The 17,355-nt window shown below is 31.0% G+C and carries 18 protein-coding genes; all 18 read left to right on the plus strand.

Going from position 1 to position 17,355, the window contains the following annotated elements; all coding sequences use genetic code 11:
- Nucleotides 1-11: 11 nt before the first annotated feature.
- The 18 genes from ACGFMM_RS34865 to ACGFMM_RS34950 all read left to right on the plus strand — a co-directional run bounded on the left by ACGFMM_RS34865 (nt 12) and on the right by ACGFMM_RS34950 (nt 17,101).
- Nucleotides 12-1,148: a phage portal protein gene (locus ACGFMM_RS34865; RefSeq protein ID WP_002501722.1), complete on the plus strand. Its 1,137-nt coding sequence runs from the start codon at nt 12-14 to the stop codon at nt 1,146-1,148.
- Between the two features lie 35 nt (nt 1,149-1,183).
- Nucleotides 1,184-1,894 (plus strand): head maturation protease, ClpP-related, encoded by a 711-nt coding sequence (locus tag ACGFMM_RS34870; protein WP_393650511.1) that lies wholly within the window; start codon nt 1,184-1,186, stop codon nt 1,892-1,894.
- A 24-nt stretch (nt 1,895-1,918) separates the two neighbouring features.
- Nucleotides 1,919-3,076 carry a phage major capsid protein gene (locus tag ACGFMM_RS34875; RefSeq protein ID WP_002501724.1) on the plus strand — a complete coding sequence of 386 codons (1,158 nt, stop codon included), beginning with the start codon at nt 1,919-1,921 and terminating at the stop codon, nt 3,074-3,076.
- Nucleotides 3,077-3,102: 26 nt separating this feature from the next.
- A complete protein-coding gene (locus ACGFMM_RS34880; protein WP_002484579.1) occupies nt 3,103-3,411 on the plus strand; it encodes a phage head-tail connector protein in 309 nt (102 codons plus the stop codon).
- A complete protein-coding gene (locus tag ACGFMM_RS34885) occupies nt 3,392-3,712 on the plus strand; it encodes a phage head closure protein (RefSeq protein WP_393650512.1) in 321 nt (106 codons plus the stop codon). Before ACGFMM_RS34880 ends, ACGFMM_RS34885 begins: the two co-directional genes overlap by 20 nt.
- A complete protein-coding gene (locus tag ACGFMM_RS34890) occupies nt 3,712-4,050 on the plus strand; it encodes a hypothetical protein (protein WP_002501726.1) in 339 nt (112 codons plus the stop codon). Before ACGFMM_RS34885 ends, ACGFMM_RS34890 begins: the two co-directional genes overlap by 1 nt.
- The gene (locus ACGFMM_RS34895; RefSeq protein WP_002501727.1) at nt 4,050-4,487 is read left to right on the plus strand and encodes a hypothetical protein; all 438 of its coding nucleotides are present in this window, start codon (nt 4,050-4,052) and stop codon (nt 4,485-4,487) included. The genes ACGFMM_RS34890 and ACGFMM_RS34895 overlap by 1 nt, the downstream gene beginning before the upstream one ends.
- Nucleotides 4,488-4,492: 5 nt before the next feature.
- Nucleotides 4,493-5,197: a hypothetical protein gene (locus ACGFMM_RS34900; RefSeq protein WP_002484613.1), complete on the plus strand. Its 705-nt coding sequence runs from the start codon at nt 4,493-4,495 to the stop codon at nt 5,195-5,197.
- A 23-nt stretch (nt 5,198-5,220) separates the two neighbouring features.
- The gene (locus tag ACGFMM_RS34905) at nt 5,221-5,565 is read left to right on the plus strand and encodes a hypothetical protein (RefSeq protein ID WP_002501729.1); all 345 of its coding nucleotides are present in this window, start codon (nt 5,221-5,223) and stop codon (nt 5,563-5,565) included.
- Between the two features lie 53 nt (nt 5,566-5,618).
- Complete coding sequence (locus tag ACGFMM_RS34910; protein ID WP_032606956.1) at nt 5,619-5,831, plus strand: hypothetical protein; 213 nt, start codon at nt 5,619-5,621, stop codon at nt 5,829-5,831.
- A gap of 63 nt (nt 5,832-5,894) precedes the next feature.
- On the plus strand, nt 5,895-10,076 hold the full coding sequence (locus ACGFMM_RS34915) for a phage tail tape measure protein (protein WP_002501731.1): 4,182 nt from the start codon (nt 5,895-5,897) through the stop codon (nt 10,074-10,076).
- A 74-nt stretch (nt 10,077-10,150) separates the two neighbouring features.
- A complete protein-coding gene (locus tag ACGFMM_RS34920; RefSeq protein WP_393650513.1) occupies nt 10,151-10,849 on the plus strand; it encodes a hypothetical protein in 699 nt (232 codons plus the stop codon).
- Nucleotides 10,846-14,301, plus strand: a complete 3,456-nt coding sequence (locus tag ACGFMM_RS34925; protein WP_002501734.1) for a phage tail spike protein — start codon at nt 10,846-10,848, stop codon at nt 14,299-14,301. The genes ACGFMM_RS34920 and ACGFMM_RS34925 overlap by 4 nt, the downstream gene beginning before the upstream one ends.
- Complete coding sequence (locus ACGFMM_RS34930; protein WP_393650514.1) at nt 14,289-14,732, plus strand: hypothetical protein; 444 nt, start codon at nt 14,289-14,291, stop codon at nt 14,730-14,732. Before ACGFMM_RS34925 ends, ACGFMM_RS34930 begins: the two co-directional genes overlap by 13 nt.
- Before the next feature lie 36 nt (nt 14,733-14,768).
- Nucleotides 14,769-15,050 (plus strand): hypothetical protein, encoded by a 282-nt coding sequence (locus tag ACGFMM_RS34935; RefSeq protein ID WP_002501736.1) that lies wholly within the window; start codon nt 14,769-14,771, stop codon nt 15,048-15,050.
- Nucleotide 15,051: 1 nt separating this feature from the next.
- The gene (locus tag ACGFMM_RS34940) at nt 15,052-15,438 is read left to right on the plus strand and encodes a phage holin family protein (RefSeq protein ID WP_002446772.1); all 387 of its coding nucleotides are present in this window, start codon (nt 15,052-15,054) and stop codon (nt 15,436-15,438) included.
- A 52-nt stretch (nt 15,439-15,490) separates the two neighbouring features.
- Nucleotides 15,491-16,411, plus strand: a complete 921-nt coding sequence (locus tag ACGFMM_RS34945; protein ID WP_002501737.1) for an N-acetylmuramoyl-L-alanine amidase family protein — start codon at nt 15,491-15,493, stop codon at nt 16,409-16,411.
- Between the two features lie 150 nt (nt 16,412-16,561).
- A complete protein-coding gene (locus ACGFMM_RS34950; RefSeq protein ID WP_393650515.1) occupies nt 16,562-17,101 on the plus strand; it encodes a hypothetical protein in 540 nt (179 codons plus the stop codon).
- The last annotated feature ends 254 nt before the right edge of the window (nt 17,102-17,355 follow it).

The following is a 17,355-nucleotide window of genomic DNA, read 5'->3' on the forward strand; positions in this document are numbered from 1 at the left end:
GAGGTAATACAATGGGATTGTTATATGACTTATTTAAATCAAATCGTAAAACTGCTGAAGAATTAGGTTTTTCAATTGCATCTGTCAGTAATAAAGCACATATGAAAAGGTTAGCCATTAATAGTTGTATAGAGCTTATATCAAAGACAATTAGTCAAGTCGAATTCAAAGTTAAGGATAAGAATAAATACACTAAAAACTCAATGTATTACAAATTGAATGTAAAACCTAACGTGAATGAATCGGCCACTCAATTTTGGCAAAAGGCAGTCTATAAACTTATATATGATAATGAATTACTTATTATTCAAAATGACATTGAAGATTTGCTAATAGCTGATGATTTTAATGTGAATGAGTATGCTCATGTTTCAAATATTTATGAGCATGTGAGAATTGGTAACTTTGAATATGCAAGAACATTTAAATCTGATGAAGTCATTCATATTAAATATAATAATGAAAATGCAGAAATGATTTTAAATGATTTATACGGTGATTATGGAGATTTGTTTGCTCGACTGATAGAGTTTCAAATGCGTAAATCTCAAGTACGTTCAATTGTAAAAATTGATAGTAAGTGGGCTAGTGATAAAAAGAAAATGGAAAAGGTAAATAAATTCATTGAAAGTATATATGACAACTTTAAAAATAAGTCTTTTGCGATTGTACCTGAACAAGAAGGATTGCAATATAAAGAACAAACTTTATCACAAGCTGCGAATAGTGTTGATGATGTAGAAAAAGTAGGTAAACAATTCCTAAATCATTGCGCTACTAAATTTGGTATTCCTATTCAGTTACTTACGGGAGATATTGCTGAAGTAGAACAAAATACAAAGCGATTTATTAGAATGACAATTAAGCCATTATTAAATCTCATAGTAACTGAACTAAATGCAAAATTGTTTGATAAAGAAGAGTATTTAAATGATTCAAAAATTATAGCTAATACTTTACCTATTAACTTTGATAATATATTTGAAATTGCTAATCAAATAGACAAGCTTATTGCTAGTGGTGTATTTGTTGGAAATGAAATCAGAAGAGAATTAGGTTTTGAAGAAAGTAAAGATCCGTTAATGAATGAACATTTAGTTACTAAAAACTATCAAACTTTAAAACAGTTGAAAGAGGGTGTTAACTAATGAAGCTAAACAAAATTGAACATACTTTTTCAAGTATGAAGTCAGAAACATCAGATGAACATGTATTGATTATTTCTGGAGCAATTGGTGAAGGTGGCTATTTTTACGAAGGTACGAGTGCAACTGACGTGAGAAAAGCGTTAGAAAATGTTGAAGCTAAGACGATAAGAATTAAATTAAACTCACCAGGTGGAAATGCATTCGATGGTTTAGAAATTTATAACTATCTAAAAGATTTAGACGCACATGTAATTGTCGAAGTAACTGCATTAGCTGCAAGTGCAGCATCTATTATTGCAATGGGTGCAGATGAAGTTATCATGAGAACGGGCTCTACAATGATGATTCATAACGCTTCAACTATAACATATGGTAATAAAGACGAAATGTTAAAAGTGCATGAGTATTTAGCTAAGATTGATACTTCTATCATTGATGTATACAAAGAAAAAACCGGTTTGAGTACTGATGAAATTAAGGAGATGTTGAACAATGAAACATGGTTTACTGCATCTGAAGCGGTTGAAAAAGGTTTTGCAGACTCTTATGAAACGCAAACCAAAGAAGAAAAAGAAATTACAAGTTATTTAAATAGCAATTATTCTATTTCTCAAAAGATAGATGTTGAAAATGAGATTAAAGAAATAAAAACTCAAATTTCAGAATTACAAAATCAAAGTGATAAAAATCAAGAAGTGAAAGACAAATCAGTTAATGATAATCGTCTTAAATCACTTCTTTTTTAATACTAAAATATTGGAGGTTTTAATATGACAATTAAGTTTAATAAATCGGAAAAATTTGTAAATGCAAAAAAAGCATTTGTAGCATCATTAACGAATAGTGAATTAAGTGAGGAAAAGAGAGAGGAAATTGTTTCAGACTATGTACAAGCATTATCTGATGATGTAGTAACTACAATTCAAAACGATGTTAATACTCAAATTGCAGACAATGCTGTACTCGTATCACGTGGACAGTCAACGTTAACATCTGAAGAAGTGCGTTATTTTAACCAAGTAGCACAAGACGGATTGTTTAAAGAAGAAAAAGTATTACCAGTGACGTTTATCGATAAAGTATTTGAAAACTTAGTTAAAGAACACCCATTATTAAATGCTATTGGTGTAACAAATATGGGAGCAGTAACTGAAATTATTACTGTTGATCCAAGTGGTGCTGCAGTATGGGGTGATTTGTTTGGAGATATTAAAGGACAAGTCAATGCTGCATTTAGTAAAAAACGTTTCGACATTCTTAAATTAACTGCATTTGGTGCTATTCCAAAAGATATGCTTGATTTAGGGCCAAAGTATATTGCCGACTACATGGAAAAATTATTAGGTGAAGTTATGGCTACAGGGTTAGAAACAGGCTTCTTAAATGGTGGAGGGTCTACACAACATCAACCAATCGGATTAACAAAAGATGTAGCTGAAAATGGTGGAGTATCAGACAAAACTTCATCTGGAACATTAACTTTTGAACCTGGTGCAACAGTAGTCAATGAAATTAAAGAAGTTAAAAAAGCATTATCTAAAAATGCTAAAGGTGTATCACGCAAAGTAGATGGAAAAGTTACGCTTGTACTTAATCCATCAGATGCAGCTTCAGTAAGTGCAACATCAACAGTACTTACTGCGAATGGAACGTATGTGACAGTAATTCCTGGAAACATTGAAATTGTTGAATCGGAAGTAATGACAGAAGGTAAGGCGTTATTCTTTGTAAAAGGTCAATATGTTGCTGGAGCAGGAGGCAAAGCAAGTTTACAAGCTTATGATGAGGCGTTAGCAATGGAAGATGCACGTTTATATATCATTAAGCAATATGCGAATGGTTTACCATTAGACAACAAAGCAGCGTTAGTTTATGACTTAAACATTGCAACTCCAAAAACAACTGGTAGAAAAAACACATCATCATAAAAAATTAAGGTAGGTGATTTCACGTAATGTATATTCCAATTGATGTTTTAGAAAAATTAAAAAGTCGTTTGCATATTGTTAATTCTGAAAGTGATAGAAATTTAGAAGAAATGATTGAAGCATCTATTGTTAAATTACAAAATACATGTGGTGACTTTAATATTCAAGAAAATGCACAAGCTAGAGAATTAGTGTTTGAGCGTGTACGTTATGCATATAATGACGTATTAGAACATTTTGAAAAGAATTTCTCACGTGAAATCACAGACTTGCAGATGCAATTGTTTTTTGAAAGAAGTGAACAAGATGAAAAAAATGAATCAAACGTACAATGACGGAATATTAGAGTTTAGAGAAAAAAGAGCAAAGTATGATAAATATCATACAGTCATTGGTACTTTTTCATACATGGTTTTTAAGTCATGGTATAGAAAGTTAGGTATTACTTCTGAAGAACAATATAGATCAATGCAAGTCGATACTATGGTAGTAATGAGAGTTGCGATACCTAGAATGAAATATTTGGAGCCTAGTATGAAAGTTGAAATTGATGGTAGGGAATATGGTATTTCACGCATTTATGAAAATTACAGTAAAAATGAAATTGAACTAAGTTTATATGAGGTGCATATATAATGAGCGTTAAAAGTAAAATTTTTGAAGCATTGCAACCTTTAAATATAGATATGGCGCACGGATTTTCTTATCAAATGGAATTACCAAAAATCATTACTAATGTAGTTAGTCATAGAGCGATACGTTTATCGGATAAAAAGCATTTAAAACACGTTCGGTATCAAATAAGTTATTTTGACAAGATACCTAGAGACGTTGAAGATGACTTAATACTTAATTCAATTTCAGACGCATTAGAAAAAGCCAATTTAAATACAACTGAATGGATAGAAATCATTGAAACCGACGATGAAGTAGATGATACAATTTTTCATTACATCATTGAGGTATCTATTTGATGAGTGACGTATTTGGTTTTGATGAAGCTATACAAGATTTAGAACGATATTCATCACGAGCTAATAATATAAATGAAAAGGTGTATCAAGAAGGCATCAAAATGCGTGACTATGCACGTAATATCGCACGTGGATTAGGCTTATATAAAACTGGTAAAGGTGTCAGTGGTATTGATATTGAAAGAGTTTCTAATGGTGTTGAGATTGGTTGGTCAAATCGACCTAATTTTCATTTGTTTTTTCATGAGTTTGGCTTTCATGCTACTGGGCGTAAAAAAGGTAAAAGACATACTTCACGATCAAGTAATGGTAAACGAAAGCGTAGGTATAAGACAGGTACAGTATACGTACCACCTAAACCACATTTAAGACCTGCTTTCGATAGAGGTAAAGACAAATTTCAAAATAATATTAAAAAGTATATAGAAGGAGATTGATATTTATGGCAACAACTTTTGAAAAGAAAGCATTGTTAACAGGTATTGGTAATGGATTTTTCCAAGTAATGAAAACTGAAGAGACACCAACAACTGCACCTGTTTATGATGAGAAAGTATTTGAAGTACCGTCATTGGATAAATTAAAAACGAAACTTGAGTATAAATCAAAAGACATATACTTATCTAGTACATTACATAGTGTGTTAGGTAAGGCATCAAAAGCAACTATTACATTAGACGCTGGTTATCTTCCAGATGGTTTTGAGGAAGAAGTTTCGGGTGCTACGAAATTAGCTGATGGCGTATATGGTATGGGTGGAAAAGGAACTAAAAAATATTTTAGATTTGCATTCCCTATCATTGATGAAAATGGTGAAAAGATTATTATTAACTTCCCTAAATGTCAAATACAACCAACAGACTTAAACGTTGAATCACAGGGCGAAGATAAAAAAGAACAAATGCAACAATTCGATATTATCGCTATGCCTTTAGCAACTGGTAAAGAAGAAGAATCAAACATTTATTACAAAGCAGACTTGCGCAAAAATAAAACATTAGATGAGCGTAAACTGTTAGAAACAGGTTTCTACAATAAAACTGTTTTGACTACATTAAATAAATCAGGTCAAACAGTGGAAACTGTAACAAGTGAATCGAATTCAGAAACATCAAGAACAACCGATAACTCTCGTTTATCTAGCTAATAAATTAAAGGAGTGAATATACTATGAGTATTTTCAAAACTAAATTAAAATCTTTTGTTTCAGACATCACGGGTGAAACTCGTACTTATAAAGTAAACACTGCGCTATGGTTACATTTAGAAGAAGATTACGGGATTAAACAGGGTAATCTAACTGATTTATATCAAAGTGAAAATGCGTTAACAAATGCAAAAATAGCTACAAGTATTTTGAAGGCAAACAGATTAGAGGTTACTTTACAAGAACTTACTGAACATGTTGATGAGGTGAGCATTGATAAATTTGTTGCTAAATTTACAGAAACACTATTAGAAGATGTAAGCGATAGTGAGAGTAATAAAAGCGAAAAGGACAAAGAGGGAAAGTAGAAATAAAGCATAATTGGGACTTTCTTTTTTATTGTGCAATAACATACTTTAATATGACTAGAGAAATGTTTTTATATGATTATGACTTATCTACAATTTATATGTTGATTGACCAATACAACGAACAATCTTTTAAAAATAAATTGTTAGGTAGAGAATTCTTATCTGATAAATCTATTGAAGAATTTGCACAAGATATTGATAAAATTAAAGACAATCGAACTGAATCAGATTATCAAGAAGTGAGGGCTGTAGAATTTTTATAGTGAAGAGCTATAGAATTTTTATAGCCCTTTTTATTTATACTTATTTCGAAAGGAGGCAATAAGTTGGCAGAATTAAAAAGAGCAGGAATTAAACTTACTGCAGAGGGTTCAGCACAATATAAAGCCGATTTGAAAAGTGCAACTGCAGCACTTCAACAAATGGCTGCAGAATCTAAACGTAATATTGCAGCATTAGGTCAAAATGCAAGTGCTTCAAAAAGATATGGTTTAGCTATTAAAGATTTAGGTAATACTGCTAAGCTTGCACAAGCGAAGTTAGATGTTTTAAATACTAAGCAAAAACAATTGGCAAATTCATCAAGAGTTTATGCTAGTGAAATTAATAAGTTAGAAAATCAATTAAAAGGTGCGAAAGGTAATACTTCTCAATTATCAAGTGCTTTAGCAGAGTTACGTTCAAAAGAATCGCTTAATAATGCAGAATTATCACGACTTAATGCAACTATAGCGAAAACTGAAACACAGATGTTAAAAGCTAAAAGTGCAGCGAATCAGATGGCGAATGAGTATCGTAATGCAGGTGGACGTTTTGCAGATGTTTCAGAAAAGATGAAATCAATAGGTAATAACATTGATAATACTGGCACCAAAGCAGTAAATTTTGGTAGAACAATGACAACTAGAGTTACTACACCAATTGTTGCAGGTTTAGGATATGCTGCTAGAGCCTATGTAAAATTTGACGATCAGATGAATCAAATGAAAGTACAACTTGATGACGGTAGTGTATCAGCAGGAAAATTAAAAGAACAAGTGAGCGAATTAGGTAAAACGTCTCAAGATATGGCTAAACAGTATGGTGTGGCTGGCGAATCTATTAGAAATGGTATGAATGAGTTAATCAAAAAAGGTTTTACTTTTAATCAAGTTACTGGAGCAATGCCTAGCATATTAAAAGCTACTGTTGCATCAGGAGACGACTTTAATTCAGTTATGAGTGTTTCATCTAGTGTACTTGAACAGTTTGGTTTAAAAGTTGATGATACTAATCAAATGATAAAAAATACAGACCGAGTGACATCTGTATTAACTTATACTGCTAATAAAACATCGGCAGGCTTTGCAGATTTAGGAGAAGCTATGCAAAATGTTGGACCGATGGCAGCAAATAACAACCAATCATTAGAGGATATGGCTTCAACATTAGGTATCTTATCAAATAGAGGTATTGAAGGTGGAGAAGCAGGTACGTATTTAATGAACGCTTTACAGAACCTAGCTACACCAACAAAAGAACAAGCTAGAGGACTGCGAGATTTAGGTGTTGCAGCATTTGATGCAAACGGTAAGATGCGTTCATTCCCAGACATTTTAGAAGATATAGAAAAAGCTACTAGTGGAATGAGTGACGAACAGAAAAACGCTGCATTAAATACGATATTTAACACTCAAGCTATGAAAGGTATTAACCCACTTATTCAAGCTGGTTCAAAGTCAATTAAAGACTTATCTAAAAGTACAAAAGACGCTTCTAAATACCAAGATGATTTATCTAAAAAAATGAGTGAATCAGCATCTAGAAATGTAGCTAAAATGAAAGAATCATTTAAAGTTTTAGCAGAAACATTAGGACAACAAGTCGTACCTGCTATTATACCTTTAATTGATAAGGCTACAGATTTAGCAAATAAGTTTGGCCAATTAGATAAAGATACACAAGGAGCTATAATAAAAATTGCAGCATTTACAGGAGCGATAGGTCCACTGTCTCTAGGATTAGGAAGTATTGTTAGAAGTATAGGTGGAACTGTTAAAGGTATAGGAACATTAGCACGGGGTTTCGGAAAAATTACAAGTGGAGCAGGTAAAGTTGTAGGTGGTGCTGAAAAAGCAGCAGGTGGAGTAAGTAAATTTGGTTCTATGGCTCAAAAAGTTGGAGGTTTCGCACCGTTATTAAGTAATCCTTATGTATTAGGGTTTGGTGCTATAGTTGCAGCTTCAGCGGGCGTGGGATATTTGGTCTACCAAAATATGCATAAAGATGACAACAATCATAAAGCTGCCGTAGACCAAACTAAAGGAAAATATCAAGAATGGTTTGACACTGTTACGAACGGAGCATCAGACGCTGCAGGTTCACAAACTAAAATTCAAGATGCTACTAAAAAAACGGGTGAAACTTATAAAAAGATGACTGAACGTCTTAAAAAGCAAAACACAGATGTTCAAGAAACATTAAAAACTGGTTGGGATGGTTATGAAAAACGTATTGAAAAGACGAAATACTTGTCTTTTGGTATTACTATAGAAACAACTAAACATATTGAAGGTTTAAAAGAAAAATTAAAAGGTCTAGGTTTAAGTCAAAAAGAAATTTCTGAAGCAGAAAATAGATATAAAAATTACGGTACAATAATCGGTTCAACATTTAAAAATATTGGCGATGTGATTGGCAAACATAAGAAAATTAATAGTGATATGGCATTAGCTACAATTAAAGCAGTACAATCAGTTACTGAACAAGTAGTTGAAAGTATTAACAAAGAAAAAGAAGCACAATTAAATGAGCTTAAAGAGAAACAAGAATTAGGAGTTATTACTAAAGAACAGTACCAAAAAGAAACACAATCCATAACTGAAGAATATGATAAACGTGTGAATTCGATTAAAAGTAATCAAAATAAAATTAAAGATATTCTTTCAGCTGCTGCACGAGAAAACAGAGAATTAAATACTAAAGAAATTGCTGACATTACACAAGCATATATGGAATTATCTGAAAAAACTGGGCAATCTATAAGTAAGAATACCGAAGCACAAAAATTTTTCAGTCAAAACTTAAGAGAAATGGTGACTGAAAGTGGTTTAGCTGCTTTAAAACAATCAGGAATTATAGACGATTCTACTGCAAAAGATATTGCAAAAGCTAAGACAACTGAAGATGCTATTAAGAAATTAAAAAAAGCATTGGAAGATTATGACAATAAAAAGCTAAAAGAGAAAGACATAAAAGCTAAAGACAAAACTACTAAAGAAGTGAAAAAGGCTGATAAGGCAATTGATGATCATAATGCTAAAAAACCAAAAGAGAAAGAGATAAAAGCTAAAGATAAAACTACAAAGGAAGTAAAGAAAGCCGATAAATCATTAGACGATCACAATAAAAAGAAAGCTGATGAAAAAGAATTAAAAGCTAAAGATGAGATATCTGATTTAACTAAAAAAGTAAAATCATCATTAAAGGAAATTGATGATTTAAAAGTAGAAATTAAAAAGTTAAAAGCAAAAGATGAAGTTTCTAAAGCTACTAAAAAAGCCGAAAATGCTATGAAGAAATACAAAGAAGTTAAAGCAGATATTAAAAAATTAAAAGCGAAAGATGAAGCTTCTGAAAAGGCGTTTAAGGCCAAAATTAAAGTTTTGGAATATAACAATGCTAAAGCTGAAAAGAAAATTTTAAAAGGGAAAGATGAAATTACTGCTTTAACTAAAAAAGTAAAATCAGCGCTTAATCAAATAAATGATTTGAAAATGGAAGTTAAAGAATTAAAAGCACGTGGAAATGCATCGACTAAGGCTGATGAAGCAAAAGGAAAGTTAGACAATTTTAACAATACGAAAATACCAACTAAAAACCTTTTAGCAACAGGAAACGCAAGTCCGTTCACTGATACTGCTCAGGGTAAATTAAACTTATTCAATGGTACAGGTATTCCAACTAAAAACTTATCGGCAAATGGTAATGCAAGTTCATTTACAGATAGTGCAAGAAACGCTGTTCAAAGATATAACTATACAGGTATACCAACAAAACGAATTAATGTAAGTTCAAACGCAGAAAGACAAGCCTATAGTGCAATTGACGCTTTAAATTCAATTCCTCGATTTGTACAGTCTACAATTAACGTTGTACGTAATTTTTTTAGTAATGAGCATGCTGAAGGTGGACACATTGACGCTTACGCAGAAGGTGGAAATATTCAATCTCATTCAGTGCCTGGTACTTATACTGGTATTGTAGGGGAAGCAGGGCCAGAGATTTTTAGTGTAAATAGAGGTAATGTTACTATCACACCTTTAAATAGTAGAGAGAAAATGAGAGGAATAGAAGGTGTGTTACAAGATTATACAAATGGAAACAATGCAGGTAATGGTGTAGTAGTTAATATTAATCTTAATGATACTGTGATTAAGGAAGAAGCAGACGAAGATAGATTAATTAGGAAAATGGATCAACACTTAAGACGTTCGCTTTCCGAACAACAGATGATTGGAGGTGCATAATTTTGATACAATTTAATGCATTAGAATATAACGGTGTAAAAACAAGTGATTTTTCATTTAAAGTATATGTAGAAGTGAATGACGGAATTAATATCCCACAACGTAAAACTAAAATCATAACAACTGACCAAATGCACGGAGCTTTAATTAAATCTAGTGACAATTATTCAACGATTGAAAAGAAATATAAATTTTATGTACAGGGAGCTACTTTACAAGAGATGGCACCTTTATTCAAATGGTTAAATAGTAGTATTAACGATAATGGTTTCTCACTATCTAAACATCATACGAATTATTTAAAACCTTATGACAATCCAGGTCGATATTACAACGTTTTAAAAGTAATTGTTGGAAATGCATATGTTGATGAATTTGACGGTTATGAATTTGATGTTACATTTACGTGCCAACCATTTAGCTATTCAGACGGAAGTTTAGACGATACACAATTAACGGTTGTATTTCCTGAAATGAGAACAATTACAAATACAAGTGGCATACACATGTACCCTCAATTAGAAATTGAAACACTCAATCACAATGACAGTTTAGTTACTATAGGTGAACAAACAATTCATATTGTAGCACCAGATAACTATTTAGCTATAGAATGCTTTCCAGGTCAACAAAATGTCAGTGATAAAAATGGATTAAGAAATGAGTGTATGATTGGTGAATTTTTTAAAATTCCACCAGGTGAACACGGTATTAGCGCAACTGATAATATAAGCAAAATAACAATTAATTGTAGGTGGGGTGACTTAGCTTGATTTATTTACAAGAAACAAATTTTTACTATAATGGTTTACCTTTATCACAAGCCTATGATGATGTTATCGAACGTGATTTAAACGGTATTTATAAATTAATATTTAAATTACCAGTAAATGAAAGTGACCAACACAAGTTAGTAGAAAAAGATAGCATGTTAAAAGCGACTGAACATTTTAGAGAGATTGGTTATAACATATTTAGAGTTAGATATATAGATAAAGAAGAGGATTATGTACAATTTACGGCGTATCAAATAATTTTTGATTTAGCTAAGAAGTACGTTAATCCTTTTTTTGTTAATGATTTATTACCAGTAGACGCTTTAAAGATGTGGTCACAAAAATTCAATGAACCACCTAATTTATCTATTGAGTATTGGAGTGATACAACTGACAAACGTGTGACTTACTACTCTAACAAACAAGATGACTTAAAACCTAGATATGCATTAAATGTGTTAGTTGAAATGGCCAATCAATCTGATTTAGATTTAGACTTTTACTTGAATGGTATTTCATTAGGGCGTATAGGTAGAGATACACAGTTTCTGTATACGACTAATAAAAACATAACCTCATTTGGTCAAGAAGATAATTACGATGAAGTTATTACACGTATTATAGCAACCTCAAAATTCAAACCTGAATATGATAAAGAGAAATTAAAGAAAAAACAAAAAGAAGAAGTTGAAGCTTTAAAAACAAAACAAGCTGAATTTAATAAACGATTAGCAGATGAAAAGCGTCAAAACCGAATTGAGAAAGAAATTAAAGAAGCTATAAGACTTGAAGGATTAAAAAAGATACGTTATAAAGAACAGAAAAAAAGAAGTTATAAAACAATGCAGGTTAGAGTATTTAAGTCATCTGATGAAATAGAAAATGAAATTAGAGAAAAGTATAAAGCACAACAACAAAAAACAGATATACAAAGACAACTAGCAAAAGAACATGCTGAAAAACAAAAAGCAGAAATTGCTAAATTGAAAGAGAAACATAAAGAAGAAACAGAATTACTAAATGAAGAAATAACCTTATCTGTAACTGTAGATAGTCCATTAATTAATGAATATCCCGAAGTATATGAAATGTCTATTGAGAATAACGATATTAAGACAGTTGAAGAATTAACAACATTTGCAGAAAACTATTTTAGTGTACAAAACATAGATAAACCTAATGTGTCTACAAAGATTGGTTTAGAGGTTTTGCAGAATGAGGAAGTGCATTTAGGAGATACGGTAATCGTTAGACATATTGAACAAGATATAGACGTGCGTAATCGCGTCATAGCGACGAAGTATAGTCCAATGGATAAAAAGTATCTAGAAGTTACTTTCGGCTCTAAAACAAGCAATTATGCAACGCAAAATAGTAATTTATCAAATTCTAACACCGAAATGGTTATTAGGGATTATCAAAGCCAACTAGAACAGTATCTTGATTTTAGATTAAATACTGAAAGAGAAAACTTTAACAATCATTTTGAACAAGAAACTGGATTAATTAGAGATAAGATAAATGAATCTAATCAGACATCACAAGCAAGCATTAATGTACTTGATAATAAATTCACTGAAGAATTTAATAACGTTCAAAATGAATTTAGAACATCACTTCAAAATGCTCAAAATCAAATTAATATAAATCAAGCATCATATACTAGTGATAAAGAAGTTGTTCAATCAAAGCTAACTGAATTATATAGTAAGCAAAATGAATCAAAGTTATATATAGATACAAAGGCTAATGATGTTACGAATGAATTTAATCAGAGTATAGAAAAGGCTAAAAGTGAAGTTCTACAAGCAACTAACTTTAGTAATAGTGCTACACTTGAACAAATCAATCAGATTAATAGGAAAGTAGATAATATGAAGATTGGTGCAGTAAATTTATTAAAAGGTACTTCAAACTACACTACACCATTTAATCATAATAAGATAGTGGAATTTGGAAAAGTTATTAATGATCAGTTATATGCATTAGAACATGAAGATAGTAAAGGTTATTTCTTTTGGGAAACAAACCAATTCGTGAAATTAGAGCCTAATACCGACTATGTATTGAGTTATGACGTTATCCCTAAATTTGAAGTAGGTGGAGCATATACACCAATTGAAATCGTTAATGAAAATGGTTATTCATTAAAACCTAGACAGTTTCTTTTTAAAAATGAAACGATAAAAGAAGTTAGAGATAAGCAAAGATTAACTTTTAAATTCAATACTGGAAACCAAACTAACTTACGTATTTATTTTACATCTACGTGGCCTAATAAACTCGTTTATATTGCTAAACCACAACTAGAAAAAGGTACTGTAGCAAGTGATTGGTCACCTAATGTAGATGATTTAGAAAAACAAATTAATGTTGTCGCAGACAGTATTTCATCAAGAGCAATTGAGGCAGTTAGAGGGGATATTAACTATTTAAGAAGTAACATTTTAACTGCAGATAGTGTTAATGCAAACATGGTTAATGTCGATCGTGCATTAATCGATAAATTAATGACGAATAATTTACTGGTTAATAACTTAACATCAAACTATACATTAACTGAAAAAATGAAATCTAAAGCCTTAGAATCAGTTTATGGTAATATTTCCAATTTACGTACTAGATTAATAACTGCTAATAGTATTACTTCAAACGCTATTAATGTTGATTATGGTTTAGTGAATAAGTTAATCAGTAATGAAACTTTTGTTAATACACTCACTGCTAAAAGTGCATTCATTAATGCAATTAAAGCGATTGATATTGATGCATCAAGAATTACTAGTGGTGTATTACGTTCAACAAGTGGTAGTATGCGTTGGAATTTAAACGCTAATAGTTTAGATTATTTTGACGGTGCAGAAACAAATTATTATGGACATTCAAGAATCATTTTCCATACGACTAATAATTCTATTTATCAAAGTAATAATGGGACATGTGCTTTTCTACATTTTAATAGGACTAAGGGTACACAATATCCTGCAATTGCAGTAGGTACGAGTGGTAACTTAGATGATAATTCCAATACAGGTAGTTTCTCAGGCATTAAGTGTCATACTGCTAAAGCAACAGATGATGGACTTTCACAAGTAGGCATCATTACCGATAAAGTATATTTCAATAGTCACGGTGGAGATGTAAACACAGGTGGTTGGACAATAGAAAATTATCGTAAAGGTGGAAATACATTAAGAGCATTTTATGGTAATAATACAAGAGAATACAAATATGAATTAGGTCAAGATGGTTATAGATTTAATACTGTATGGACGAGTGGATTAAACGATAGAATTAAAATCGTTAATTATACTGATGGCTATGCAGGAATATTAAGTAATAATGAGAAATATGGAATTCAATTTAGTAATTATGATGTAAGAGTAAAATACGGTAAATATTGGTACTCTTTTGGTGATATATTACGTGGTGATTCATGGAGAGTTTAAAAATAGGAGGACAATTAAATATGTTAGAAATTAAGAATTCAGACTTAGTACAAACTAAGTCTTTTTTATATGAGTTAAAACTTAAACCAAAATTATCAAGACATCGTACTAAATTAGTTAAATTAATTGATGAAAAAATTAAAGACTTATCCGATGCATCTAATGAAATTATTCAACAATATGCAAAAAAAGATGAAAACGGTAATCCAATCATAAATGATAATATGGTTGAATTTGACAGTGTAGAAAATCGTATAGAGTTTGAAAAAGAGGATAGCATTTTAATTAATGAAGTTTCAAAGATTAATTTAGATGAATATCCCAATATTTATAATTCTATTCAACTAGCGTTATCAGAATTAGATGTTGAATTAGATAAAGAAAAAGCAGAAACGTACGAATTATTATGTGAGTTATTCAAAGTAGAGTAACTCACATTTTTAAATCTAATTTAGGAGTGATTTTATATGTCAAACAAAACAAGATTTTACTTAGTTAGAATGTCAAAAGGTACAAGTGAATATAGTGGAGAACAAAAATTAAAGTATAATCCTTATAACTACGGTTATGCAGTGGCTTTAGAAGATGAACAACCAACATTTTATGATACTGAAGAAAGTGCAACTTCAATTGCAACTACATTGAATTCACTATATAAATTAACTGGAGTCCAAGCATATGTTGATGTTTATAAAGAAGAAGTGAAAGTGATTAAAGTAACAAATAATAGTCCTTCGGAGGTATCATAAATTGGAACAAGTAAATAACATTCAAATTGATAATTTCTCAAGTTTCTTTTTTACAGGTTCATGGACAATTATAGATATACTTATCATTCTAATTGGATTAGATGTAATTAGTGGTGTTATTAAAGCAACTCGTGAACATACAATTAAAAGTTCTGTAGCTAACATAGGACTTGCTAAAAAAGTAGGTATCTTAATGGTAGTTATAGTTGCAAATCTTGCAGATATTGTGTTTAAAGCTGATGGAATGGTTGTTAATGGTACAGTTGCTTTCTATATTATCGGTGAAGCAGTGAGTATTTTAGAAAATTGTTCAGTAATTGGTGTACCACTACCCGAATTACTTACAAAACGTTTAGGTATTACAGACGATAAAAATATTAAAAACTAAAATTTACAAAGCACTTAGTGATAGGGCTTTTTATTATTGGAGTTGATTAATTATGGCAAAAGAATATTTAGGAGAATGGAACGGTGTACCCGTATATACAGACTTTTTACCTTATGGAACAAGACGCACAGGGCAACCATTAGACACGGGTAGTCCTATTTTTGCAGTGTATCATGATACAGGTAATCCAGATAGTACAGCTCAACAAAATGTTGACTACTATAAAAATACTTACATGCAAGACTGGGCTTCTACTGCTTCAGCACACTTTTTTGTTGATGATGAAGAATGTATTATCTGTATTCCTTTAGATGAAAAAGCATGGCACGTGATTTATGATACGCCTACAGATAACTATTATTTTGGAGATGACGCAAATGATGCTGCATTTGGTGGAGAATTATGTTATTTCCCTGATGATAGAGAACAATCATTAAAAGCATTAGATAATTTCGCACGTGTCTTTGCAGTACTATTTGATTCATGGAATATTGACCACTTTAATAAAGCACCAGGTCATCAAGATATTCAAGATGATAAACGCGATCCAGGTAATGCACTTGAAGCGTGTGGTTATGGTCGTGATGAAATTGATGTGATTGATAATTTAGTACAACGCTATATTGATGGAGAAGATGTTGATACAGATACAGTTGTGAATCAACCTGAAGAGCATGACGAAATTATTGAAAAGAAACCAGTAGGATGTACACGTGTCAAAGTTTGGTCTGAAGAACCTTATTATAGAGGTACAATCAAATATGATGCGTCATTACGTGAACGTGCAGGTAGTAGCTTTGATAATTATAGCTTTGCGAGAGAAAAAGATGTACTTGAAGCGGGTGCAACAGTATACATTTATGAAGAAATTCAAGATCCACAAGGGAATATTTGGTGTAGAACTTATTCACCAAGTAATAACGGTTGGGTGCATAAGCATACTATTGAAGTAGAAGAAACTTATAAAGATTAAAATAGAGGGTAGCCAGTTTTTTGGCTACCCTTTTTTTATGTTTAGTTAATATATAAATGTGGAATAAAATAACAAAAGCGAAATAGGAGTGAAAATATGAAAACATATCGTCATTTCTGTTTGTTTTTATTAATGCTGCTTATTATGTTTATGGCTACAATGATATATTTGTTTTTGACTATTTACGGTATAGAAAATTGGATAAAGCCAAATTTTGAAGATTCGGGTATTAACGCATTTATAGTATTTATAGTTATCGAAATTTTACTGAATTGTATAATCCCTATTGTGTATTTAAAGTTAATCTATAAATTCTTTGATAAAGATATATATGATGTTATTCCTTTATATAAATTAATAATAGGATTTACTGGACTATTTTTTACTTTACTTAAAATCCTCATTAGTTATTATAAAAAACTTCAAGGAAACGATGAATTCTTAAAATTCATCTCTAAGAACGTTAGTACACATATAAATGATTACGATATTGTATATGCAATGATTTTGGCAGTTTCATTATTAGCAGTTGATTACGCAAAATCAAGAAAAGAATTAATAGAGAAAAAAGAAATTGAAAATGCGTCTTACTATATCTATAAGACTAATAAAACTAAAGACAAGAAAATATTATCATATACAATACGCAGTGAAATAAATACTAAAACTAAACTAAAACGAAAAAAATGAAATTAAACTTTCATACGTCGACAACAGACCGACAATAATTGTTAGTAAAACAACGGTTTATCGAACTAGTCGGCTCCCTCCGTTTCCGTTATTTGTTTATACCTCGTTAAATCCCGTAAAACAAAACGTTGATTTGACGGGGTTTTGTTATATCTTGTTATCTATCGTTAAACCTCGTAAGTTAAACTAAACGTTCCTCTATATTGTTAAATTGATAATATTTTCTTGTCTTTAGTTTTATTAGTCTTATAGAT

It is taken from the genome of Streptomyces sp. NPDC048604, from assembly GCF_043199435.1.
Taxonomy (GTDB): Bacteria; Actinomycetota; Actinomycetes; order Streptomycetales; family Streptomycetaceae; genus Streptomyces.